Origin of the sequence: Acinetobacter sp. C15, from assembly GCF_013420645.1 — a bacterium.
GTDB lineage: Bacteria > Pseudomonadota > Gammaproteobacteria > Pseudomonadales > Moraxellaceae > Acinetobacter > Acinetobacter indicus.
The window spans coordinates 36,571-57,415 of the sequence record NZ_VOXR01000002.1; the positions used below are offsets into that span (position 1 = coordinate 36,571).

A 20,845-nucleotide genomic window follows, 5' to 3' on the forward strand; every position below is an offset into this window, starting at 1 on the left:
AATTTAAGTTTTGATTTGTTAGACAATTATTAAATGCTTACATTTCTGTGACATTGCGTGACAAACATGCTTTTGCACCAAAAGAATACTTTTTTATTGGATATTCCGCTTCAAGAACGTGGACTTTTTCAGAGTTGGTGCGTATAATGCGCTGTTAAGTTCAAGCGAGCAGATGTGAGGAGGGTAGGTTGTATAGTAGCCTTCCTTTTTTTTCGTCTACTCGCTTTTTTACAGCCTAAATTTCAGGAGCTTTGGTTTGAGCACCCCCGCCATTTTAGCCCTTGCCGACGGTACGATCTTCAAAGGAACGTCAATCGGTGCATCGGGTAGTACGACTGGTGAAGTCGTTTTTAACACTGCCATGACTGGCTATCAAGAAATTTTGACTGACCCGAGTTATGCACAGCAACTTGTGACTTTAACTTACCCGCATATTGGTAACACAGGTTGTAATGAAGAAGACGCAGAATCTGGTCGTATTCATAAAGTATGGGCCAACGGATTAATCATTCGTGATCTGCCTTTATTGCATAGCAACTTCCGTTCTACACAGTCTTTAGCGGATTACCTGAAGCAACACAATGTGGTTGCCATTGCCGATATCGACACGCGTAAACTGACTCGTATTTTACGTGCAAAAGGTGCGCAAAACGGTTGTATTCTGGCTGGTGAAAATATCACTGAAGAAGAAGCAATTGCAAAAGCACGTGCATTTGGCGGCTTAAACGGTTTAGACCTTGCAAAAGAATGCTGTGACCCGAACGGTTTTGAATGGACCGAAGGCTCATGGGAACTTGGCAAAGGCTTTACTCAACCTGAACTTAAATTCCATGTGGTTGCATACGACTACGGTGTCAAAACCAACATCCTGCGTATGCTGGCAGACCGCGGCTGTAAACTGACCGTTGTGCCTGCACAAACCCCTGCTGCTGACGTACTTGCGTTAAATCCAGATGGCGTGTTCCTGTCGAACGGCCCTGGCGACCCAGCTGCTTGTGATTATGCAATTGAAGCTGTAAAAACTATTGTTGAAACCACCAATCTCCCTGTGTTTGGTATCTGTTTAGGTCACCAGATTCTTGCTCTGGCTTCTGGCGCAAAAACCATGAAAATGGCGCACGGTCACCACGGTGCCAACCATCCTGTACAAAACATCGAAGATGGTACAGTGATGATTACCTCGCAAAACCACGGCTTCGCAGTGGATGAAAGCAACCTGCCAGCAGTCTTGCGTGTTACCCACCGTTCACTGTTCGATGGTACTAACCAGGGTATCCACCGTACAGACAAGCCGGCATTTAGCTTCCAGGGTCACCCTGAAGCCAGCCCAGGTCCACACGACTGTGCCCCACTGTTCGATCATTTCATCGAACTTCTTGAAGCAGCTAAGAAGTAATTAAGGAGCAAATAATGCCAAAGCGTACGGATATTAAAAGCATCTTAATTATTGGTGCTGGTCCTATTGTTATCGGTCAGGCCTGTGAGTTTGACTACTCGGGTGCTCAAGCCTGCAAAGCACTGCGTGAAGAAGGTTACCGCGTCATTCTGGTGAACTCGAACCCGGCGACGATTATGACTGACCCGGCAATGGCGGATGCAACCTATATCGAGCCAATCACCTGGCAAACCGTTGCAGCGATCATTGAAAAAGAACGTCCAGATGCAGTTTTACCAACCATGGGCGGCCAGACTGCACTGAACTGTGCCCTTGCTCTGGATGCCAACGGTATTTTAGAAAAATACAATGTTGAGCTGATTGGCGCGACTAAAGAAGCGATTGAAAAAGCAGAAGACCGTAAACTGTTTGACGAAGCAATGCGTAAAATTGGTCTGGAATGTCCAAAAGCTGCGATTGCGGAATCTATGGAAGAAGCGCTGGACATTCAGGCGCGCTTCGGTTTCCCTGTGATTATTCGTCCATCATTCACCATGGGTGGTTCTGGTGGCGGTATCGCGTACAACCGCGAAGAATTCCTTGAAATCTGTGAACGTGGTTTCGACCTGTCTCCGACTCACCAGTTATTGATTGATGAATCACTCATTGGCTGGAAAGAATACGAGATGGAAGTTGTTCGTGACAAAAACGACAACTGTATTATCGTCTGTTCAATCGAAAACTTTGACCCAATGGGCGTGCATACTGGTGACTCCATCACAGTTGCTCCGGCACAAACATTGACCGACAAAGAATATCAACTCATGCGTAACGCGTCTTTAGCGGTACTGCGTGAAATTGGTGTAGAAACCGGTGGTTCTAACGTTCAGTTCGGTATTAACCCGAAAGATGGCCGTATGGTTATCATTGAAATGAACCCGCGTGTATCGCGTTCATCTGCCCTTGCGTCTAAAGCAACAGGTTTCCCGATTGCGAAAATCGCAGCGAAACTGGCAGTGGGTTATACCCTGGATGAGCTGAAAAACGACATCACTGGCGGTACAACTCCTGCATCGTTCGAGCCATCAATTGACTACGTTGTAACCAAGGTTCCACGTTTCAACTTCGAAAAATTCCCGCAAGCAGATGCAACACTGACGACTCAGATGAAATCTGTGGGTGAAGTAATGGCAATTGGCCGTAACTTCCAGGAATCTGTCAACAAAGCCCTTCGTGGTCTAGAAGTCGGTGCTTCTGGTTTTGATGAAAAAATCGAAGTGGGTACTGAAGGCGCACGCGAGAAAATCCTGCAAGAACTTAAAGTTCCAGGCCCAGAGCGTATCTGGTACGTGGCCGATGCCTTCCGTCATGGCTTCACTTTAGACGAAGTGTTTGAAGCGACCAAAATTGACCGCTGGTTCCTGATTCAGATTGAAGACATTATCAATACTGAAAACCAGATCAAAACTTTAGGTTTCGGTGATTTAAACGCAGACAATATCCGTGCGTTCAAACGCAAAGGTTTATCGGATCTGCGCATCGCCAACCTGATGGGTATTTCACAAAAACAATTCCGTAAACACCGCTGGAACCTGGGCGTGACTCCGGTTTACAAACGTGTGGATACATGTGCGGCAGAATTCGAATCTGATACCGCTTATATGTATTCAACTTACGATGAAGAATGTGAATCGAATCCATCTGCGAAAGACAAGATCATGGTCATCGGTGGTGGTCCTAACCGTATTGGTCAGGGTATCGAATTCGATTACTGCTGTGTACACGCGGCGCTTGCGATGCGTGAAGACGGTTATGAAACCATCATGGTGAACTGTAACCCTGAAACGGTTTCTACTGACTATGACACCTCAGATCGTCTGTACTTCGAACCAATTACTTTGGAAGATGTGCTTGAAATCGTGCGTACCGAGAAGCCTAAAGGCATTATCGTACAGTACGGTGGTCAAACACCGCTGAAACTGGCGCGTGCGTTAGAAGAGGCTGGTGCACCAATCATTGGTACATCTCCAGATGCGATTGACCGTGCCGAAGACCGTGAACGTTTCCAGCAAATGATTCAACGTCTGCAACTGCGTCAACCAAACAACAGCATCGTAAAATCTGCTGAAGAAGGTATTGCTGAAGCGGCGAAAGTGGGCTATCCACTGGTGGTACGTCCATCATACGTACTAGGTGGCCGTGCGATGGAAATCGTGTACAACGAAGAAGAATTGAAGCGTTACTTACGTGATGCCGTTCAGGCGTCGAATGATGCCCCTGTTCTTCTTGACCGCTTCCTGGATGATGCGATTGAAGTTGACGTAGACTGCGTATCTGACGGTAAAGATGTGGTGATCGGCGGGATCATGCAGCACATTGAACAGGCGGGTATTCACTCAGGTGACTCTGCATGTTCGATTCCACCTTACTCGTTATCAAACGAAGTACAGGACGAAATGCGTCGTCAAACCGTAGCCATGGCCAAAGAGCTGGGCGTTATCGGTTTAATGAACGTACAGTTCGCGGTAAAAGGCGATGACGTTTACATTCTGGAAGTGAACCCACGTGCTTCTCGTACCGTGCCGTTCGTATCTAAGTGTATCGGTGAATCATTAGCGAAAATTGCTGCACGTTGTATGGCGGGTCAATCTCTGGAGTCACAAGGCTTCACAACCGAGATTATTCCTGAGCACTTCTCTGTTAAAGAAGCGGTGTTCCCATTCAACAAGTTCCCGGGTGTTGACCCAATCCTTGGCCCTGAAATGAAATCTACAGGCGAAGTAATGGGTGTGGGTAAAACTTTTGGTGAAGCATTCTACAAAGCTGTGTTAGGCTCGAATGAACGCTTACCAGGTTTGCCAACCGAAGGCGAAATCAAGCATGCATTCATTTCGGTACGTGATTCTGATAAACCACGTGCAGCAGGTATTGCCAAACAGCTTGCAGACTTTGGCTTCAAAATTATCGCTACCGGCGGTACTTATGATGTGATCAAAGCCGCAGGAATTGAATGTGAACGTGTGAATAAAGTAACTGAAGGTCGTCCGAATATTGTGGACCGCTTGAAAAATGGCGAAATTCACCTCATTATCAATACCACTGAAGGCAAACAAGCGCAGCAGGATTCATTCTCAATCCGCCGTTCTGCCCTGCAAGGTAAGGTCTATCATACGACTACCCTGAATGGTGCCGATGCGGTATGCCAAGCGTTAGCCATTAAATTGCCGATGGATGTTTATCGTTTGCAAGATTTAAGCAAAGGTTAATTGTCTACCGAGAAGTCCCGTCACCTCTCGGTGGCGGGCTTTTTTTCATTTATAGAGCTGTATTTTTCTAATATTCAACTTGAGGGACAACAATGCAACGTTATCCTATGACTCCTGAAGGCAAAGTCGCCTTAGAGAAAGAATTACACCAGTTAAAAACTGTTGAACGCCCACGTATTACTGCTGCGATTGCAGAAGCACGTGAACACGGCGACCTAAAAGAAAATGCAGAGTATCATGCAGCACGTGAGCAGCAAGGTTTCTGTGAGGGGCGTATTCAAGACATCGAAGGTAAACTGGGCGCGGCTCAGGTTATTGATGTGAAAGAATTAGAGCAAAATGGTCGTGTTGTATTTGGGGTAACAGTAACCATTGAAAACCTTGACACAGAAGAACGTAAAACTTACAAAATTGTAGGTGATGATGAAGCAGATTTCAAAATTAACAAGATTTCTGTGAACTCTCCAATCGCGCGTGGCCTGTTGGGCAAAAATGAAGGCGATGACGTAAAAATTGTCACCCCGCAAGGTGAAGTAGAATACGAAATCGTAAGTGTTGAATATATCTAATCAATTCAATGCCCAGATTGCCTAAGCCCCTCGTTTGAGGGGTTTTTTATTATCTTTCAAACAAAAGTTCACGAAAAAATTACAGCAAATGTATATGCTTTAATAGTCAATATTTTTCTATAAATTTTAAAATGCAGCTTATTTGGTTCCGTCAAGATTTAAGAATTCATGATCATGCAGCTCTTTGGCATACTCGCGAAGCTGGCCCTTGCATTGCCTTAGTCGTGCTATCGCCAAAACAATGGCAAGTGCACAATGATGCGCTAATTAAAATTGACTTCTATTTAAGACAACTGAATCATCTAAAAAATGAACTTGCCACGTTAAATATTCCACTTGTTATTTTAACTATTCCATTATGGAAAGACCTGCCAAATCAATTATTAAGCTTATGCCAAAATCATAATATTCAAGCTGTTCATGCCGATATAGAATTGGGTGTAAATGAATTAAAACGCGATGCTCAAACTCAACAGCTATTAGAAAAGAATAATATTCGTTTTGAGTTGTATCATGACCGAACTATTTTCCCTGTTGGAAGCATTCGTAATAAAACTGGTCATCCATATCAAGTATTTGGTGCATTTAAAAAGCAATGCTATGAGAAACTCAGCATAAGCTTGCCACAATGCTACCCAACTATTGAGGTTCAAAAACCAATTCCACAGCACAATGACTTTACAAGAGAAGTTCCACAATTAAGTGATATTTACTCAGATTCAGAAGAAAAAGTAATCAGCGAAAACCTACAGAATCTTTGGCAAATTGGTGAGCATCATGCTTGGGAACTTTTAGATGAGTTTATTGAAAATCAAGTTGAGTATTATCATATTGAACGTGATTTCCCGAATTTGAATAGCACGAGTAAACTTGCAGCTTATTTAAATATTGGCATTCTTTCTATTCGCCAATGTTTACAAGCTTTGTTTCGCCACAGTCACGGCTGTATGGAATTTGAAAACAATGGGCAACAAATTTGGTTAAATGAACTCCTTTGGCGTGAGTTTTATCAGCATATTTTATTCGACTACCCTCGCGTATCGAAAAACTTACCATTTAAATTAGACACTCAACGCATTGTATGGCGCAATGCTCCTGAAGATTTACAGGCTTGGCAGCATGGGCAAACAGGTATCCCAATTGTAGATGCTGGCATGCGACAGTTACTTGCAACGGGCTGGATGCATAACCGTGTTCGTATGATTTGCGCGATGTTTTTAAGCAAAAATTTACTGATAGATTGGCGTTTAGGCGAATCATGGTTTATGCAGCATTTAATTGATAGTGATTTGGCTGCCAATAACGGTGGATGGCAGTGGTGTGCATCTACAGGAACAGATGCTGCACCGTATTTCCGTATTTTCAACCCTGTAAGTCAGTCGCAAAAGTTTGATGCAAATGGCGATTATATTCGTCAATGGGTACCTGAAATTTCACATTTAAATGCGAAACAAATTCACGAACCTTATGCGAAAAATCCACAACTAAAATTGGATTATCCAAAACCGATTGTAGATTTAAAAAGCAGTCGTGTTCGTGCAATTGAGGCCTTTAAGCATTTGAGTTAACTTCGGCTATAATGGCGTTACGCTTGTTCTTTGATTGCTCTTATGGCTGAACCCTTAATTAATTCCCCTGTTAAGCATTGGTGTGAATTCGAATTTATTTCTAAAACTATGAAAAACCCTAATATTCACATTAAGGGAAACTATTCTTATTATTCTGCTTATTGGGATCAGGGTTTTGAGCGTTGTGTTGTGCGTTATTTGCATGACAAGCCTTCTACGCCTGAGAAGCCAATTGATCAGCTTTATATTGGCAATTTCGTGTGTTTTGGGGCGGAATGCGTGATTATGATGGGCGGTAATCAGTTACACCGAACTGACTGGATTTCTGCCTTTCCGTTTGATACGCGCAGTTTTGTACCTGCTGGCGATACTGTTATTGGTGATGGTTGCTGGATTGGCTCACGTGCCATGATTATGCAAGGCGTGACGCTGGGTGAAGGTGCAATTGTGGCAACTGGTGCGGTCGTAACAAAAGACGTTCCACCTTATGCCGTGGTGGGAGGAGTTCCTGCCAAAATTATTAAATATCGCTTTCCACAAGAAGATATCGAAAAACTGCTTTCCCTTAAAATTTACGAGATGGATGAAAAGCAGTTTTTAAAGATGCGGGAACAGTTGCAGACGGAGGATGTTGCTGCTTTGGTTGATTATTTCAAAGACTGCTGATTATTCCCTTGGACTTTTGCTTAGGCCAAGCATCAGGTCAAAACTTTCATCTAATCGATATTAAAACTCAAAAAACCTGAGCTAAACACATTCTAAAGCCAGACTTAATGAAATAAGCCTTCAACTTTAGTGTAAACTGCTGATTAATTACTCAAAAACATGTTAAATTAGAAAGGCTTAAACTTCCTTAAGAAAATAATTATCCCTATGAAATTACTGGGTTTTATTATTTAAAAATAAGCGCTAAGATAAGATTAAGGCAATAGAAAGTGTTCCCTCAATTTTTTATTGTTGAATGACACAATAAGGAGAAATAACGATGGCATTTCAACACATTTTAGTTCCAGTGGACGGTTCTGAAACTTCTTACGCAGCAGTTGCCAAAGCAGTCGAGCTTGCCAAAGCTTTCGGCAGTAAAGTAACCGTTGCACAGGTGTTAACACTCGATCCATATATTGCATCAGAATACATTTCAGCAGGCCAGACCAATGACCTGATTGAACGTGCGCGTGTGTCTATTCTCAAAACACTGGATGAAGCCAAAGCAAAATTCCAGGAACAAGGTGTAGCAGTTGAGTCTCGTCTGCTTGAAGGTCAAGTGATTCATCGTGAAATTGCACGTGCTGCAACTGAAATGAATGCAGACCTGATTGTGATGGGTTCTCATGGCCGTACCGGTTTGAAAAAGTTATTCCTCGGTAGCGTCGCGCAAAGCGTACTGGGCGAAGGTAATGTTCCTGTACTCATCGTACGTTAATCTTTCCTCCAGAAAATTCCCTGTACCTGCGGGTATGGGGAATTTTTTATTTTTAGGGCTGCCATTGATACTGCTTTAAGCTCACCTTGTTATTCAGGACCACTACACCCTCCTGTATCAGTTTTAACGCCTGTATATTTTCACCCTGCACATTGATTTTGCTTAGGCTAATTTTCCCTTGCGCATTTAGCACCCGATGCCATGGCAACACATGCCCCGGTGCCAGATGTTTCAGTACATAACCCACCAGACGCGCATGTTTCGGCAAACCGGCCAGTTTTGCAATCTGACCATAGGTGGCAACTTTACCAGGTGGAATCTGGGCAATCACCGCGGTGATATAAGCGGCCAACTCCTGACTGGGACGTGCTGGAATAGACATAAAAAGAATCTTAGAGTGTTGAAATCTATTGGGATGAAAAGCTGTGCTGGTTAGAAAAGCTAGGCTTAAAAAACTAGAGGACATGCAGTTGCACATCCTCCTGTATTCACCTTGAGTTAAAAAGCGGATGCAACGCTTTAGATGGCTTGTCCAAAGGTATCGCAATCATTCATATTGCCCGACTTCAGACCAGTATTAAACCATTGCACGCGCTGGGCACTGGTACCATGGGTAAAGCTATCCGGCACTACTTGTCCACTCGAACGTTTCTGCAAATAGTCATCACCAATTTTATGTGCGGCATCCATCGCTTCCTGTACATCGCCCTGTTCCAGGAATTGAGTACGCTGATGGTTATGATGCGCCCAGACACCGGCCAGACAATCGGCCTGGAGTTCCTGACGAACCGATAACTGGTTGCCTTCGACCTGACTGGCACGCTGACGCATCTGCTGTACCTGTCCGGAAATCCCCAGAATGGTCTGAATATGATGGCCAACTTCATGCGCAATCACATAGGCCTGGGCAAAATCTCCAGCCTGATCCTGACGCGATAATTCGGTCTGGTTCTGCTCGCCGGAAATTCCCATCTGGGTGCGCATATCTTTAAAGAAACCAGTATCTAAATAGACTTTCTGATCGGCCGGGCAATAAAACGGTCCCATGGCAGCGCTGGCATTGCCACAGGCGGAACTGACCGCGCCATTAAACATCACCAGTTTGGGTGGCACATATTGCTGGTTCAGCTGCTGGGCAAACACCTGCGTCCAGGTATCTTCGGTATCGGCCAGAATAGTGCCAATAAACTCCATCGATTCCTGCTGCTCCGGCGTCGGATTTTCCAGACCTCGTGTTTCCGCGCTCTGCCCCTGATTGGTCACCTGTTTGGTGGCCTGATAGGCTGTTTGCGGGTCGACCCCAAAAAACTTCCAGGCCACAAAAGCCACCACCAGACCCAGAATACTGATTCCGCCGGCTTTGGCACCGCCACCACCGCGACGATCTTCTACATTGCTACTGACGCGACGACCTTTCCAACGCATAGCAATCTCCTTATTATCTTTATCTCTTGGCTAGAATTTTACATAGTTTAAGAGGCTTTGGAACGCGGCCAGACCTTTTTCACCAGACCAATTAGCGCCACCACAATCAAACCGGCAATAAAGCCCACAGCAAAATTGATCAAGGTTGGGGTGAGTGCACCAAAAATACTGCCGATATTCGGAATCTCCTGCACATATTCCACACTGTCTTCGGTAAAGTGATGTACCAGTGGAATAGCGTGATTGATAATCCCGCCACCCACCAGGAACATAGCCAGAGTCCCGACAATCGACAGGATTTTCATCAAGATTGGCGCAAAGGCCAACAAGCCGCGCCCGACCGACTGTTTAAAGTTGGAAGCCTGTTCCGAAAGATGCAGCCCAATATCATCAATCTTGACAATAAATGCCACCAGTCCATAAACACCAATGGTCATGGCGATGGCAATAATACTCAGCACTGTCACTTTTACGCCAAAGGCCGCGGTAGCCACCGTCCCTAATGAAATGACAATAATCTCTGCCGAGAGAATAAAGTCGGTCCGGACTGCCCCTTTGATTTTTTCAGTTTCAAATGTAGCCAGATCGGTTTCGGTTTTAATTAATTCCTGCTGCGCTTCTTCAGCGGTTTTGGCTTTTTTTTTGTGCAAGGAATGCAGGACTTTTTCAACCCCTTCATAACATAAGAATAAACCGCCCACGACCAGTAACGGGTTAATCAGCCACGGCGCCACCACGCTAATCAGTAGAGCTAGAGGCACCAGAATCAGTTTATTGACAAAAGAACCTTTGGCCACGCGCCAGACCACCGGCAGTTCCCGCTCCGAACGTACACCGCTGACCTGCTGGGCATTCAGGGCCAGATCATCACCGAGTACACCGGCCGTTTTCTTTGCGGCCATTTTACTCATGACCGCCACATCATCTAAAACAGTGGCAATATCATCTAATAATAGTAATAAGCTACTCGCCATAATTTTTATCCTTATCGTGTTCTAGGCTTATTCTAAGGAGAAATCTTCCAAAACTCTGTATTTACTTCATTAATAAATCTTTAAAATTTCCAGACAATTGTTGATTCTGTTCGGCTTATCCCGTGACATTCAAAAATATTATGCCGTACAATGTAGCCCAATCATCGGTATAGAAATGTCGTAACAACGACTTGGAAGAGATAATGAGTAATCAAGATAATCGTCCTGTTATTTTGACTGGCGACCGTCCAACCGGACAACTTCACCTCGGTCATTTTGTAGGTTCTTTACGTTCACGTGTAGGTTTACAGGATTCTCACCATCAACATCTTTTACTTGCCGATGCTCAAGCCCTGACTGATAACGCCGACAACTTTGAAAAAGTACGTCGCAATATTATTGAAGTGGCAACCGATTACCTGGCGGTGGGCATTGACCCGACCAAAACCACCATTTGTGTTCAGTCTTGCCTGCCGGCATTAAATGAACTGACCATGCTGTATTTAAACTTTGTCACTGTGGCACGTTTAGAACGCAACCCGACCATTAAATCTGAAATTCAGATGCGCGGTTTTGAACGTGATATTCCAGCCGGTTTCCTTTGCTATCCGGTTGCCCAAGCGGCCGATATTACCGCGTTTAAAGCGACTGTAGTGCCCGTGGGTGAAGATCAGATTCCTATGATCGAACAGACCAACGAAATTGTACGCCGCATTAACCGTCAGGTAGGTCAGGACCTGCTGCCTGAATGTAAAGCACTGCTGTCGAATGTTGGCCGTTTACCTGGTTTTGATGGTAAAGCCAAAATGTCAAAATCATTGGGCAACACCATTGTGCTCGATGCTACTGACAAAGACATTAAAAAAGCAGTAAATGCCATGTACACCGACCCGAACCACCTCCGCATTGAAGATCCGGGCCAGGTTGAAGGCAACGTGGTATTTACCTACCTAGATGCTTTCGATCCGAACAAAGAAGAACTGGAAGAATTAAAAGCCCATTATCGCCGTGGTGGTCTGGGTGATGGTACCGTGAAAAAACGTCTGGAAGGCATTTTAAAAGAGCTGATTGGTCCAATCCGTGAACGCCGTTTAGAACTGGCCAAAGATCCAGATTACATCATGGATATCTTAAAAACCGGTACCGATAAGTGCCGTGATATTACTCAAGCCACTTTAGATGAAGTTAAAGCCGGTTTAGGGGTGTTCCGCTTCTAACCCCCCATGCTGATCTTGAAAAGCCTTTCCTCGCGAAAGGCTTTTTTATGCCACGTTTACAATGATGGAGAAAATATGGAGAGAAATGTCACACAATTTTTATAGAAGCAACAATCTTTAACATGAATTTACCTGAACGCTGCTGAACCCAGCCCAACGCCGGCGTATTCTAGTCACATGTTCTAGGAGCAATCCTAATTCATAACATTTCTCCTTTACCGAAACTGTGCAAGCAGATTCGTTGTTCTACGCAATGATCACCCCAATCATTGCGTATTTTTTGCCTAAAATATGCAGGTTTTTTAGACAAAAACGCGGCCTAATGCTATGCTAGGCGCATTCAATAATAATATATATTATGAATATCAATAATTTAAACACAACAGAACAATAGAGTATTCAGTTATGTGGGATTTGCTCACTCACCCTTCCAATCTGATTTTTAGTGTCTGTATCTGCCTGCTGTTTTTCTTTGCCCTGCTGGAAGTGTTTCTGTTACTGGCCGGTGGCGGCAGTCAGGGCATTCTGGACCAGTTTCTGCCGGATGACTTAATTCCGCATAAAGATGTAGAAGTGAATATTGATGGTTCTAGTGGCCTGTTGGTCCAGTTTCTGGACTGGCTGTACATTGGCCGGGTACCGCTGCTGATCTGGCTGATTATTTTCCTGACCTTATATGGTTTGTCTGGCCTGATTTTACAATCAGTGCTGTTTCAATGGATCGGTCAATATATTACAGCCTGGATAATGGCACCGGCCTGTCTGTTTCTGAGCATGCCCCTGGTGCGTTATAGCGCCATGCTGATTGCCCGCATTTTACCGCAAGATGAAACCACCGCCATTTATAGTGACGAGCTGATTGGCCGCACAGCCACCATTATTTTAGGTGTGGCTACTCCCAATTCTCCGGCAGAAGCCAAAGTGCAGGATCAGCATGGTCTGACCCACTATATTCTGGTAGAACCGGAACAGGACGAAAGTTTTCAACAGGGTCAATCCGTAATTTTAACGGGGAGAACCAAAATTGGCTTTTATGCCATGCATTTAAATTAACAACTGAAAAACACAAGAGATAACAATGTTAAGTTCAAATATGTATAACGTCTTGATTATTGCCGGAATTATTTTCCTGGCCTTATTTGTGATTGGTTTAATCCTGGCCCGCCTGTATCGCCGCTCTAGCAAGGAAATTTCCTTTGTGCGTACCGGTTTTGGCGGTGAGCATGTCATTCTCGGCGGGGGGGCGATTGTGTTACCGGTGCTGCATGAAATTATTCCGGTCAATATGAATACCCTGCGTCTGGAAGTGCGCCGTGCTGAAGATCAGGCCCTGATTACCCGCGACCGTATGCGTGTCGATGTCATGGCCGAATTTTATGTGCGGGTTAAACCGACCGCTGAATCTATTGCCACCGCAGCACAAACGCTGGGGCAAAAAACCATGTCCCCGAATGAATTAAAAAATCTGGTCGAAGGTAAATTTGTCGATTCTTTACGTGCCGTAGCCGCAGAAATGGCGATGGAAGAACTGCATGAAAAACGCGTCGACTTCGTACAGAAAGTACAGCAGGTGGTGTCGGAAGATCTGTTTAAAAACGGTCTGGAACTGGAAACTGTATCTTTAACCGGACTGGATCAGACCAGTTTCCGCTACTTTAACCCGCAAAATGCTTTCGATGCCGAAGGTCTGACCAAACTGACCGAAACCATTGAAGACCGTCGTCGTAAACGTAACGACATTGAACAGGATGCCGACTTAGCCATTAAAGCCAAAAACCTGGAAGCCGAACAGGCGCGCCTGCAAATTCTACGTGAAGAAGAATATGCCAAGTTACAGCAAGAACGTGAAATTTCAGTACGCCGTGCTGAACAGTTGGCTGAAATTGCAGCGCAGGAAGCAGCTAAAAAACGTGAAGCGGAAGAAGCCCGAATTGCTGCTGAACGTGAAATTGAACTGAAACGGATTGGCTCAGCACGTGATGTCGCCAATGAAAATATTTTAAAAGAACAGCTAGTCCAAAAAGCCCAGGTAGAACAGAAGAAAACCATTGAGCTGGCCGAACAGGACCGCGCCATTGCCATTGCGGAAAAATCCCGTGCCGAATCTGAAGCCAAAGCGCAGGCCGATTTAGCCCGTGCTCAAGCGGTAAAAGCAGAAGAAGAAGTGATTACCGTACGTGAAACCCAGCGCGCAGAACGTGCCAAGGCAGTCGAGCTGGTGGCTGCCAAGCAGGCCGCTGAAAAAGATGCGATTGCCATTACCGTTGCTGCTGAAGCCGGCAAACAGGCGGCGGTCGATGAAGCGGAAGCGGTGCGGATTACCGCAGAAGCCAATGCAGAACAGCTGCGTTTAAAAGCGCGTGGTGAAGCCGATGCCAAAGTCCTGCTGGCACAAGCGATGGAAAAACAGTATCAGGTTGATGCTGAAGGTACCCGTGCGGTCAACGAAGCCAATAACATCCTGTCGACGGAACAGGTGGAGATGCAGGTACGTCTGGCCATGCTGAAATACCTGCCAGAAATTATCCGTGAAAGCGTCAAGCCAATAGAAAATATTGATGACATCAAGATTTTGCACGTCAATGGTTTAAACGGTATGGGCAGCGCGCATGTCGATGGCAGCGAACACGGTCATGGTCAGGTGGCCTTGTCCGATCAGGTGGTGAACAGTGCCCTGCGCTATCGCTCGCAAGCGCCGTTAATTGACAGCCTGATGAGTGAATTGGGTATTCACGGTGGTGATATTAACGGTCTGACCCAAAGCCTGAAATCTCAGCCGAAAATCAATCAGGAAACTTCATCAACTTAAATAAGGTGAATAAAAAAACGCAGCTAAGGCTGCGTTTTTTATGGCTGTTTTTCAATACTCAACTATGAAGATAACGGCTGATGAACTTCAAATTTTTCCAGCTGTCCATCTTCATCATAATGTAAGGTCAAATTTTTAGCCTGCTGCAAATGTGCCATTTCAGTTGTGTCGACCTGAAAACTTTCCGCCAGCTGCTCAGTCTGAATATGCTCCGGAAAAGCCCGGCGCTCATTATCACGAAAACGTAACCAGTTATACACAGCCCAGATCAGCAGAATCAGAATAAACACCATAATCGCCAGCCCCAGATAAAACAGGCTGAACGAGCTTTGCGGTGCCGACATCACAAACAGCTGCTCATACACGGTATAGCCCTGAAACAGCCACAACAATACGGTGATCAGAGGCAGGAATAACCAGATCCAGGCCAACCAGCCCAGAAAGAATAGTCCATAGCCTGCGGCCTTGTTGCGTACATAGCGCGGCTCATCAATATATTCCGGCAGCTCCAGCTGAGCTTCATCCTCAATCATTTTAAATTTAGCCATGCTCGTGCTCCTTGGTAAAACCACGGTCCGGACTGACCCAGCGTGCCCGTTTCTGCTTTTTCAGCAAAGTTTTTGGTACAGACACCACCGTGGTCAGCGCGGTAATCAGCCAGAAAAACAGCGGATACCAGATCACCCAGAAATAGGTTCTCAAGGTACGGTTTTTATCATATTGATGATCGATCATTAAGCTGACCAGAAACTGCAGCAAACAGGTCAGGCCCAAAATCACCCCGTACCACTGCGGCAGAATCGATTGAATTGCCCACTCGCCCGGCAAGGGGAAAAACAGCCCATAAAAATACAGCACAAAGATGCCCATAATCACATAGGCCCATAGCACGCTGATGATCGATTCAATCACAATCGGCCACATCCGTCTAAGGCGCCATTTAAACAGTTTTGGCACATAGGCAATCAGCACTTCAATCCCGCCTTGTGCCCAGCGTAAGCGCTGTTTCCATAACCCTTTGAAGGTTTCCGGCATATAGATATAACACAGGGCTTTGGGCACATACTGCAAATCCCAGTGGTCGAACTGCAAACGCCACGAAACATCAATATCTTCAGTAATCATGTCATCACGCCAGTAGCCAATCCGGTCCAGCGCAGTTTTACGAAAACCGGCAATCGCACCTGATACGGTAAAAATCCGGCCATAGGTACGCTGCGCGCGTTTAATCAATCCAATAATTGAAGAGAATTCACCGACCTGAATTTTACCGAGCACGCTGGAACGGTTAATAATCCGTGGATTACCGGTAACCGCCCCGACACGCGGAAAGCTGGTCAGCTGATGCATCATCCAGAATACTGCGTGTGGATGCAGCAGCGCATCACCATCAATACAGACCAGAAATTCATAGCGACTAACCATTGCCCCGGCTCTTAAGGCATAGGCTTTGCCCTGGTTTTCAGCCAGATGGACCACCCGTAGCTTTGGATATTGCGTGGCCAGCTCATCCAGAATTGCTGCAGTCCGGTCCTGACTGCCATCATTGACTGCAATCACTTCAAATTCCGGATACTGGCTTTGCATGGCAAACTTGATGGTACGTCTGACCTGCTCTTCTTCATTGAAGCAAGGAATGATAATACTGCAGCCTTCATCGCTCGGTTCAGGGAAATGATCCTGACGGTATTCCCGTTTAAAATAAAACCAGATCCCGCCTGCAATCCACAGCCAGGCCATCAGCAAGGGATATAAAAATGCAAAACCAAAATAAAAATCGTTAAAACTCAATTTCCAGAACACTTCCATCATTGCGGCTCTCCCTGTTCCAGGACATAGGGATCACGATAACTCAGCGGACTTGTATTCAGGCTCAACGCCCGGTACAGGTGCTGATGCACGGCCTGCCCATGGATCGGCTGATAATTATCAATACCAATTTTTTGAATGCCCTGACGTCTCAGCTGCTGATATATCTGCTGATAATGTCGCCAGTCTGTTGCAGTGCTGTCCGGATTAATCTGCAAGTTAATCATCAAATGCTGCTTTTCCCGCTCATTTAACTGGTTTAAAGCCTGATGCAGATGTTTGATGGCTTGGGGTGATGCCAATGGATCGACAGCCAGATACAGGAAATCGGCATGATCCGGCAGTTGCTGCAGCAGTTTTTTCAGTCCGTCAAGTGGCTGATTCTGAATCTCCAGCTTTAATGCAGTCTGATAGTTGTTACTGATATTGGCATAGTATTTACCCTGGCTTTTGGTCCGGTTCTTGATGCTCAATACCTGTTGCAGCTGTGCCTGACAGCTTGCATTCCATTCGGCCTGAAATACGGCGCAATGTAACGCATCGCCGGTTTCAATCATCAGCCCTTCAATCGAGCTGTTGTTTTTCACCAGATCTGCGGTCAATTCTGCCAGATCATAACCTTGCCGGGTTTCCAGACTCAGCGGCATTTCTGCATATACCCGATTAGCAATCCGGGTCCGGGCCTGCCATACCACCCGGTTCAGCAAATCCTGAGCCACTGGCAAGCTTCGATTCGGAAAATAAGCCACATCAATTTTACCATCGGCATTCTGATCGGCCACCGCATTCAAAACCAGTGTATTGGATTGAAAGGCATTAACCTGATTAAGCAGCTGACTCAGATGTGCTTCTGATGCGGTGATATTGCTCCCCGCCAGATCTGCCAGGTTAATGCGTAATAAACTTTTGCGCTGCTTATGCGGCGCCCGGCTATTCATTAAGAAGTCTTTGATTTCACCAAACACTTCTTCAGGTGATGGGTTTTCCGTAATCAGGGCACGCTGATAGGTGGTATCGGCATCAGCCAATGTCAGTACGCTGCCCAGACTAAACGACATTGGTAGACCGGCTTCACGGGCCAGCGCTTCAGTTTCCTTGGTCACCGCACCATACGGCCAGAAAATAGCACGGGTATTAATTCCTAATTCGCGATCTAGAATCTGCTTCGATTGACGTAAATCTTTCACCACCCGCGTCGCATAGGCGCGATCAGATTCATAACGCTGCTGGGCCGGGAAATATTCACGGGTAATCGCGGCCGGCTGCTGGTTTAGCTGCGGATTGGCAATAATCCCGTGATGCAGGTCATCACTGTGTGAGGCAAACTCGACCAGACCGGATTGCTGCATTTCACGCATCTGCGGCCAGTTCATCAGGTTGCCCTCCCCATAGGCTTCATAGGCATCTTTGGTATTACCATTAATCCAGCTGGTCGGAATAGCAAAAACAGCCGGAACCTGATGCAGTTTTAATAAGGGGAAAATATGGCTATAGTTGCTGAGTGCGCCATCATCAATAGTTATTAATACTGCTTTTTCCGGTAAGGCTGTCTTATGCTGACGGGCCTGCCAGACATCTTCTAACCGAATAGGCTGCCAGCCATGTTCCCTGATCCATTGCAGGAACTGGGCAAAGTTATGGGTGCTGATGGCGTATAGATCACGGTCACCCTGTTTGGCAACGTCATCACGCACATCATGAAAAGTTAAGGTAACAAATTCATAGGCCTGCGCATCAAGCGGCGCTGTAGTTGCTGCTGGCGCTGTGCTGGTCTCGGCCTGCACGGTCAAAGGAGAATAAACACATGCAGCGATACAGGCACTCAGGAGTAAAGCGGGTTTCATTTGCATTAGAATCGTCCTTCAAAGCCGAATACTGCATAGGTTTTTTCTTCTGTTTTGCCATCGTACGGATGGCTGCCCCAACCAATGCCATAGTGCAGTTTCCAGGTTCGTGACACACGCCAGTCATGGCGATAAAACAGGTTATATATCGGCTCATTGGAATAATCTTTCTGTCCAAATGTGCCCAGCGTCAGTTCAAAATGCTGATTAAAATGTTGCTCATAACGACGCCAGGTCATCCAGTCATGTTCCAGTTTCAGCTCTAAACTATGGCTGGATTCAGGATTAAAATAATCCACGGCGACGGGCTTATTTTTTCCATAATAGCCGCTGAGCGTGGCACGACTCAGATGATGCGGGGCCTGATAAAACTGCTGGCTAAAATAGGCCTGATATTCCTGACGGGTGTTGCCATCATCAATATCGGTCAATTGAAATTGTGCACCGGCTTTACGCGACTCGTTGGCCTGCCAGTTGAGGCCAGCCCGATACGACTGTCCTTCATGTGCTTTGGCCACTGCCTGCAACGGAATATCGGCCTGGGTATTCACCGCCAGATGATATTGCCAATGGTCATTTAACCAGTGCGACCAGTCCAGTGCAGCACCTACACGGTCTTCATCTAAAGATTGAGACAGCAACAGGCTGGCATACTTGCGATCTTTGGACCAGGCCACACCCAGACCTAAACGCGGATCATCCAGGGTGCCATCTTCATAACGCCCCTGCCGATGCTGATGGTCAATAAAAACCTGATAATGCTCATTTAGCCACGGGCTGTTAAGACGGGTCCAATGGGTACGCTCTTCTGAACCTTTTAAACGGTTCAGCAACTGTTCCTGATCGGAACGACTTTCAGAAAAATAACTTTCATGCTGAATGCTGAAATGATCGCGATCCTTTAATTCTTTGCGGCTTAATTGCACACCGGTATCATCTGCAGCCGTCTGTAACAAGGCCTGATTCAGCTGACGCCAGCCCCTAATATCATACAGGGCTTGGGCATTTTGCATCTGGTTAATCTGGGTGATTTGACTGACCTGATCCAGGCCATTCCACTGCTCCAGCGTTTGTTGGGAAGTCAGTGGTTTTTCACGCCAGCGCTGAATTTGTGCCAGATTGTTCTGATAGGCCAGATTATTCGGTGCAATTGAAACCAGGGTTTCAAAATACTGCTCGGCTTTGGCATGTTCGTTGCGGTAGGCATAGTTCAGCCCTTTTAAAGCCAGATACTGCTCCCGGTCTTCATGGGTACTGCGGTCCACGCCTTTGGCCTCGCTATAACGATAACGCGGTAACTGACGGTCCATGTCCTGAATCAGCTGATCAGCCTGCTTGAATTTTTCCTGTTCGATATAGGCATAATACAAACCGGCATACACCGTATAGTCTGCATAGTTCTTTTCCTGAAACAGGCTTAAATACACCGGTTCAGCCAGTTCCGGTTGTCGGGTGGCCAGATAGGCATCGGCAATGGCATGGCGTACATAAGCCGGCCAGTTTGCAATTGGCTGATGCTGCTGTTGCACAATTTTCAAGACCTGCTGATGACGCTTACGCTGTCCCAAGGCATACAGATAATCGGCATAGAATGCGCGCTGCAGTTCGGCGTCAGCTGCCACCTGTGGTTCATGTGCAGCCATATCGGCCAGTACCGCATCCAGCTCGGTATAGGCTGTTGCATATTCACTGCGCAGTTGTGCCGTTTTATAGGCCTGTACTGCATTCTGAATCCGGGTAGAAAACTGGTGCTGTTTGACTTGCAATAATAAACGAGTATGGCTCTGTGCTAACTGTTGTTGCAGCAGATAGTTCTCTGCTGCATGATGCTTGCCATTAAGCATCAGCGACAGTACATATTGTTCATGGCCTGCAATGCTGCTTTGCTTTTTTAATCCGGCTTCGGCTGCCTGCAAGGCTTGTACCGGCATATTCAGGATACGATAGGTATAAGACAATAAACTCAGTTCATCGGCACTAAGCTGTTGCCATTGCAGGTTTTTCAGCAACGTTTTAGCGGCTGCTGCCTGACCCGACTCGGCTTCCAGTACCGCGTGCCAGACTTTGCCGCTGGCCTGGGTATTTAAAGGCTGAAACCGGGCCAGATACGCTTTGGCCTGAGCGTACTGCTTGGCATCACGGAGCACCTTGATAGCGCTGACCTGGGCATAGGCAGGAAAGGTTTTAGGTTGAATCTGCTGCGTTAGGCGGTATAAATCCTGTGGATGTACCACAGGCTGACCATAGGCCAAAACTAGATAATCCGCAATTAACTTTTGATCTGTGGGAAATTGAGCTAATAACGCCTGCAAGCGATTGAGTCCAGAGACCACCTGCCCGGACCGAACCATCTCCACCGCGTGCTCACGTTGCTGATCAAGCGTATTGGCATGAGCAGAAGAAAAAAATAAAAAAGAGCAAAGCGACAGACACTGAATCGGCATGATCGTTGTTATTTTGATCATATAAATTCTCAAGTTTCTGATAATTATTGCTCGATAATCTATTAAAGTGCGATGTAAATCACAATTACTAAAACAATCATTTTATTTGTTTTGTATGCTTT

Annotated in this window: 16 protein-coding genes; 9 read left to right on the forward strand and 7 right to left on the reverse strand. The window is 46.0% G+C overall.

Annotation, left to right across the window (positions count from 1 at the left end; translation table 11 throughout):
* Positions 1–256 precede the first annotated feature (256 nt).
* From carA to FTT63_RS01150, 6 genes are all read left to right on the forward strand, one after another.
* Positions 257–1,396 (forward strand): glutamine-hydrolyzing carbamoyl-phosphate synthase small subunit, encoded by a 1,140-nt coding sequence (carA, locus tag FTT63_RS01125; protein WP_005176309.1) that lies wholly within the window; start codon positions 257–259, stop codon positions 1,394–1,396.
* A gap of 14 nt (positions 1,397–1,410) precedes the next feature.
* A complete protein-coding gene (carB, locus tag FTT63_RS01130; RefSeq protein ID WP_016659941.1) occupies positions 1,411–4,641 on the forward strand; it encodes a carbamoyl-phosphate synthase large subunit in 3,231 nt (1,076 codons plus the stop codon).
* Between the two features lie 92 nt (positions 4,642–4,733).
* Positions 4,734–5,210, forward strand: a complete 477-nt coding sequence (gene greA, locus FTT63_RS01135; protein ID WP_163146045.1) for a transcription elongation factor GreA — start codon at positions 4,734–4,736, stop codon at positions 5,208–5,210.
* 131 nt (positions 5,211–5,341) lie between these two features.
* A complete protein-coding gene (locus FTT63_RS01140; RefSeq protein ID WP_016659939.1) occupies positions 5,342–6,778 on the forward strand; it encodes a deoxyribodipyrimidine photo-lyase in 1,437 nt (478 codons plus the stop codon).
* A 42-nt stretch (positions 6,779–6,820) separates the two neighbouring features.
* Positions 6,821–7,444 (forward strand): CatB-related O-acetyltransferase, encoded by a 624-nt coding sequence (locus FTT63_RS01145; RefSeq protein WP_005176296.1) that lies wholly within the window; start codon positions 6,821–6,823, stop codon positions 7,442–7,444.
* A 319-nt stretch (positions 7,445–7,763) separates the two neighbouring features.
* Positions 7,764–8,201 carry a universal stress protein gene (locus tag FTT63_RS01150; protein ID WP_005176293.1) on the forward strand — a complete coding sequence of 146 codons (438 nt, stop codon included), beginning with the start codon at positions 7,764–7,766 and terminating at the stop codon, positions 8,199–8,201.
* 52 nt (positions 8,202–8,253) lie between these two features.
* Here the strand turns inward: FTT63_RS01150 and FTT63_RS01155 are convergent, their stop codons facing one another.
* From FTT63_RS01155 to FTT63_RS01165, 3 genes are all read right to left on the reverse strand, one after another.
* The gene (locus tag FTT63_RS01155) at positions 8,254–8,583 is read right to left on the reverse strand and encodes an MGMT family protein (protein WP_194088149.1); all 330 of its coding nucleotides are present in this window, start codon (positions 8,581–8,583) and stop codon (positions 8,254–8,256) included.
* Positions 8,584–8,720: 137 nt separating this feature from the next.
* Entirely contained in the window at positions 8,721–9,626 is a 906-nt protein-coding gene (locus FTT63_RS01160; protein WP_005176288.1) for a neutral zinc metallopeptidase, read from the reverse strand.
* A 47-nt stretch (positions 9,627–9,673) separates the two neighbouring features.
* Positions 9,674–10,600 carry a DUF808 domain-containing protein gene (locus tag FTT63_RS01165; RefSeq protein ID WP_104487924.1) on the reverse strand — a complete coding sequence of 309 codons (927 nt, stop codon included), beginning with the start codon at positions 10,598–10,600 and terminating at the stop codon, positions 9,674–9,676.
* Positions 10,601–10,803: 203 nt separating this feature from the next.
* Here FTT63_RS01165 and trpS point away from each other — a divergent pair, with 203 nt between their 5' ends.
* The 3 genes from trpS to FTT63_RS01180 all read left to right on the forward strand — a co-directional run bounded on the left by trpS (position 10,804) and on the right by FTT63_RS01180 (position 14,626).
* Positions 10,804–11,817, forward strand: a complete 1,014-nt coding sequence (gene trpS, locus FTT63_RS01170; protein ID WP_005176282.1) for a tryptophan--tRNA ligase — start codon at positions 10,804–10,806, stop codon at positions 11,815–11,817.
* Between the two features lie 405 nt (positions 11,818–12,222).
* Positions 12,223–12,870 carry a YqiJ family protein gene (locus tag FTT63_RS01175; protein WP_005176281.1) on the forward strand — a complete coding sequence of 216 codons (648 nt, stop codon included), beginning with the start codon at positions 12,223–12,225 and terminating at the stop codon, positions 12,868–12,870.
* 25 nt (positions 12,871–12,895) lie between these two features.
* Positions 12,896–14,626: a flotillin family protein gene (locus FTT63_RS01180; RefSeq protein ID WP_168396322.1), complete on the forward strand. Its 1,731-nt coding sequence runs from the start codon at positions 12,896–12,898 to the stop codon at positions 14,624–14,626.
* A 62-nt stretch (positions 14,627–14,688) separates the two neighbouring features.
* Here the strand turns inward: FTT63_RS01180 and pgaD are convergent, their stop codons facing one another.
* From pgaD to pgaA, 4 genes are read right to left on the reverse strand one after another with little or no spacing between them, the layout of a single operon-like run.
* Positions 14,689–15,174, reverse strand: a complete 486-nt coding sequence (gene pgaD, locus FTT63_RS01185) for a poly-beta-1,6-N-acetyl-D-glucosamine biosynthesis protein PgaD (RefSeq protein ID WP_168396323.1) — start codon at positions 15,172–15,174, stop codon at positions 14,689–14,691.
* Positions 15,167–16,438, reverse strand: a complete 1,272-nt coding sequence (pgaC, locus tag FTT63_RS01190; RefSeq protein ID WP_168396324.1) for a poly-beta-1,6-N-acetyl-D-glucosamine synthase — start codon at positions 16,436–16,438, stop codon at positions 15,167–15,169. Before pgaC ends, pgaD begins: the two co-directional genes overlap by 8 nt.
* Entirely contained in the window at positions 16,435–18,285 is a 1,851-nt protein-coding gene (gene pgaB / locus FTT63_RS01195) for a poly-beta-1,6-N-acetyl-D-glucosamine N-deacetylase PgaB (protein WP_180191905.1), read from the reverse strand. Before pgaB ends, pgaC begins: the two co-directional genes overlap by 4 nt.
* The gene (gene pgaA, locus FTT63_RS01200; RefSeq protein ID WP_163169967.1) at positions 18,285–20,744 is read right to left on the reverse strand and encodes a poly-beta-1,6 N-acetyl-D-glucosamine export porin PgaA; all 2,460 of its coding nucleotides are present in this window, start codon (positions 20,742–20,744) and stop codon (positions 18,285–18,287) included. Before pgaA ends, pgaB begins: the two co-directional genes overlap by 1 nt.
* Positions 20,745–20,845 lie beyond the last annotated feature (101 nt).

Excerpts from the sequence above, each read along its gene's own strand:
- carB (WP_016659941.1), top strand. The coding sequence starts at position 1,411 with ATGCCAAAGCGTACGGATATTAAAAGCATCTTAATTATTGGTGCTGGT.
- greA (WP_163146045.1), top strand. The coding sequence starts at position 4,734 with ATGCAACGTTATCCTATGACTCCTGAAGGCAAAGTCGCCTTAGAGAAA.
- FTT63_RS01140 (WP_016659939.1), top strand. The coding sequence starts at position 5,342 with ATGCAGCTTATTTGGTTCCGTCAAGATTTAAGAATTCATGATCATGCA.
- FTT63_RS01145 (WP_005176296.1), top strand. The coding sequence starts at position 6,821 with ATGGCTGAACCCTTAATTAATTCCCCTGTTAAGCATTGGTGTGAATTC.
- FTT63_RS01150 (WP_005176293.1), top strand. The coding sequence starts at position 7,764 with ATGGCATTTCAACACATTTTAGTTCCAGTGGACGGTTCTGAAACTTCT.
- FTT63_RS01155 (WP_194088149.1), bottom strand. The coding sequence starts at position 8,583 with ATGTCTATTCCAGCACGTCCCAGTCAGGAGTTGGCCGCTTATATCACC.
- FTT63_RS01160 (WP_005176288.1), bottom strand. The coding sequence starts at position 9,626 with ATGCGTTGGAAAGGTCGTCGCGTCAGTAGCAATGTAGAAGATCGTCGC.
- FTT63_RS01165 (WP_104487924.1), bottom strand. The coding sequence starts at position 10,600 with ATGGCGAGTAGCTTATTACTATTATTAGATGATATTGCCACTGTTTTA.
- trpS (WP_005176282.1), top strand. The coding sequence starts at position 10,804 with ATGAGTAATCAAGATAATCGTCCTGTTATTTTGACTGGCGACCGTCCA.
- FTT63_RS01175 (WP_005176281.1), top strand. The coding sequence starts at position 12,223 with ATGTGGGATTTGCTCACTCACCCTTCCAATCTGATTTTTAGTGTCTGT.
- FTT63_RS01180 (WP_168396322.1), top strand. The coding sequence starts at position 12,896 with ATGTTAAGTTCAAATATGTATAACGTCTTGATTATTGCCGGAATTATT.
- pgaD (WP_168396323.1), bottom strand. The coding sequence starts at position 15,174 with ATGGCTAAATTTAAAATGATTGAGGATGAAGCTCAGCTGGAGCTGCCG.
- pgaC (WP_168396324.1), bottom strand. The coding sequence starts at position 16,438 with ATGATGGAAGTGTTCTGGAAATTGAGTTTTAACGATTTTTATTTTGGT.
- pgaB (WP_180191905.1), bottom strand. The coding sequence starts at position 18,285 with ATGCAAATGAAACCCGCTTTACTCCTGAGTGCCTGTATCGCTGCATGT.
- pgaA (WP_163169967.1), bottom strand. The coding sequence starts at position 20,744 with ATGATCAAAATAACAACGATCATGCCGATTCAGTGTCTGTCGCTTTGC.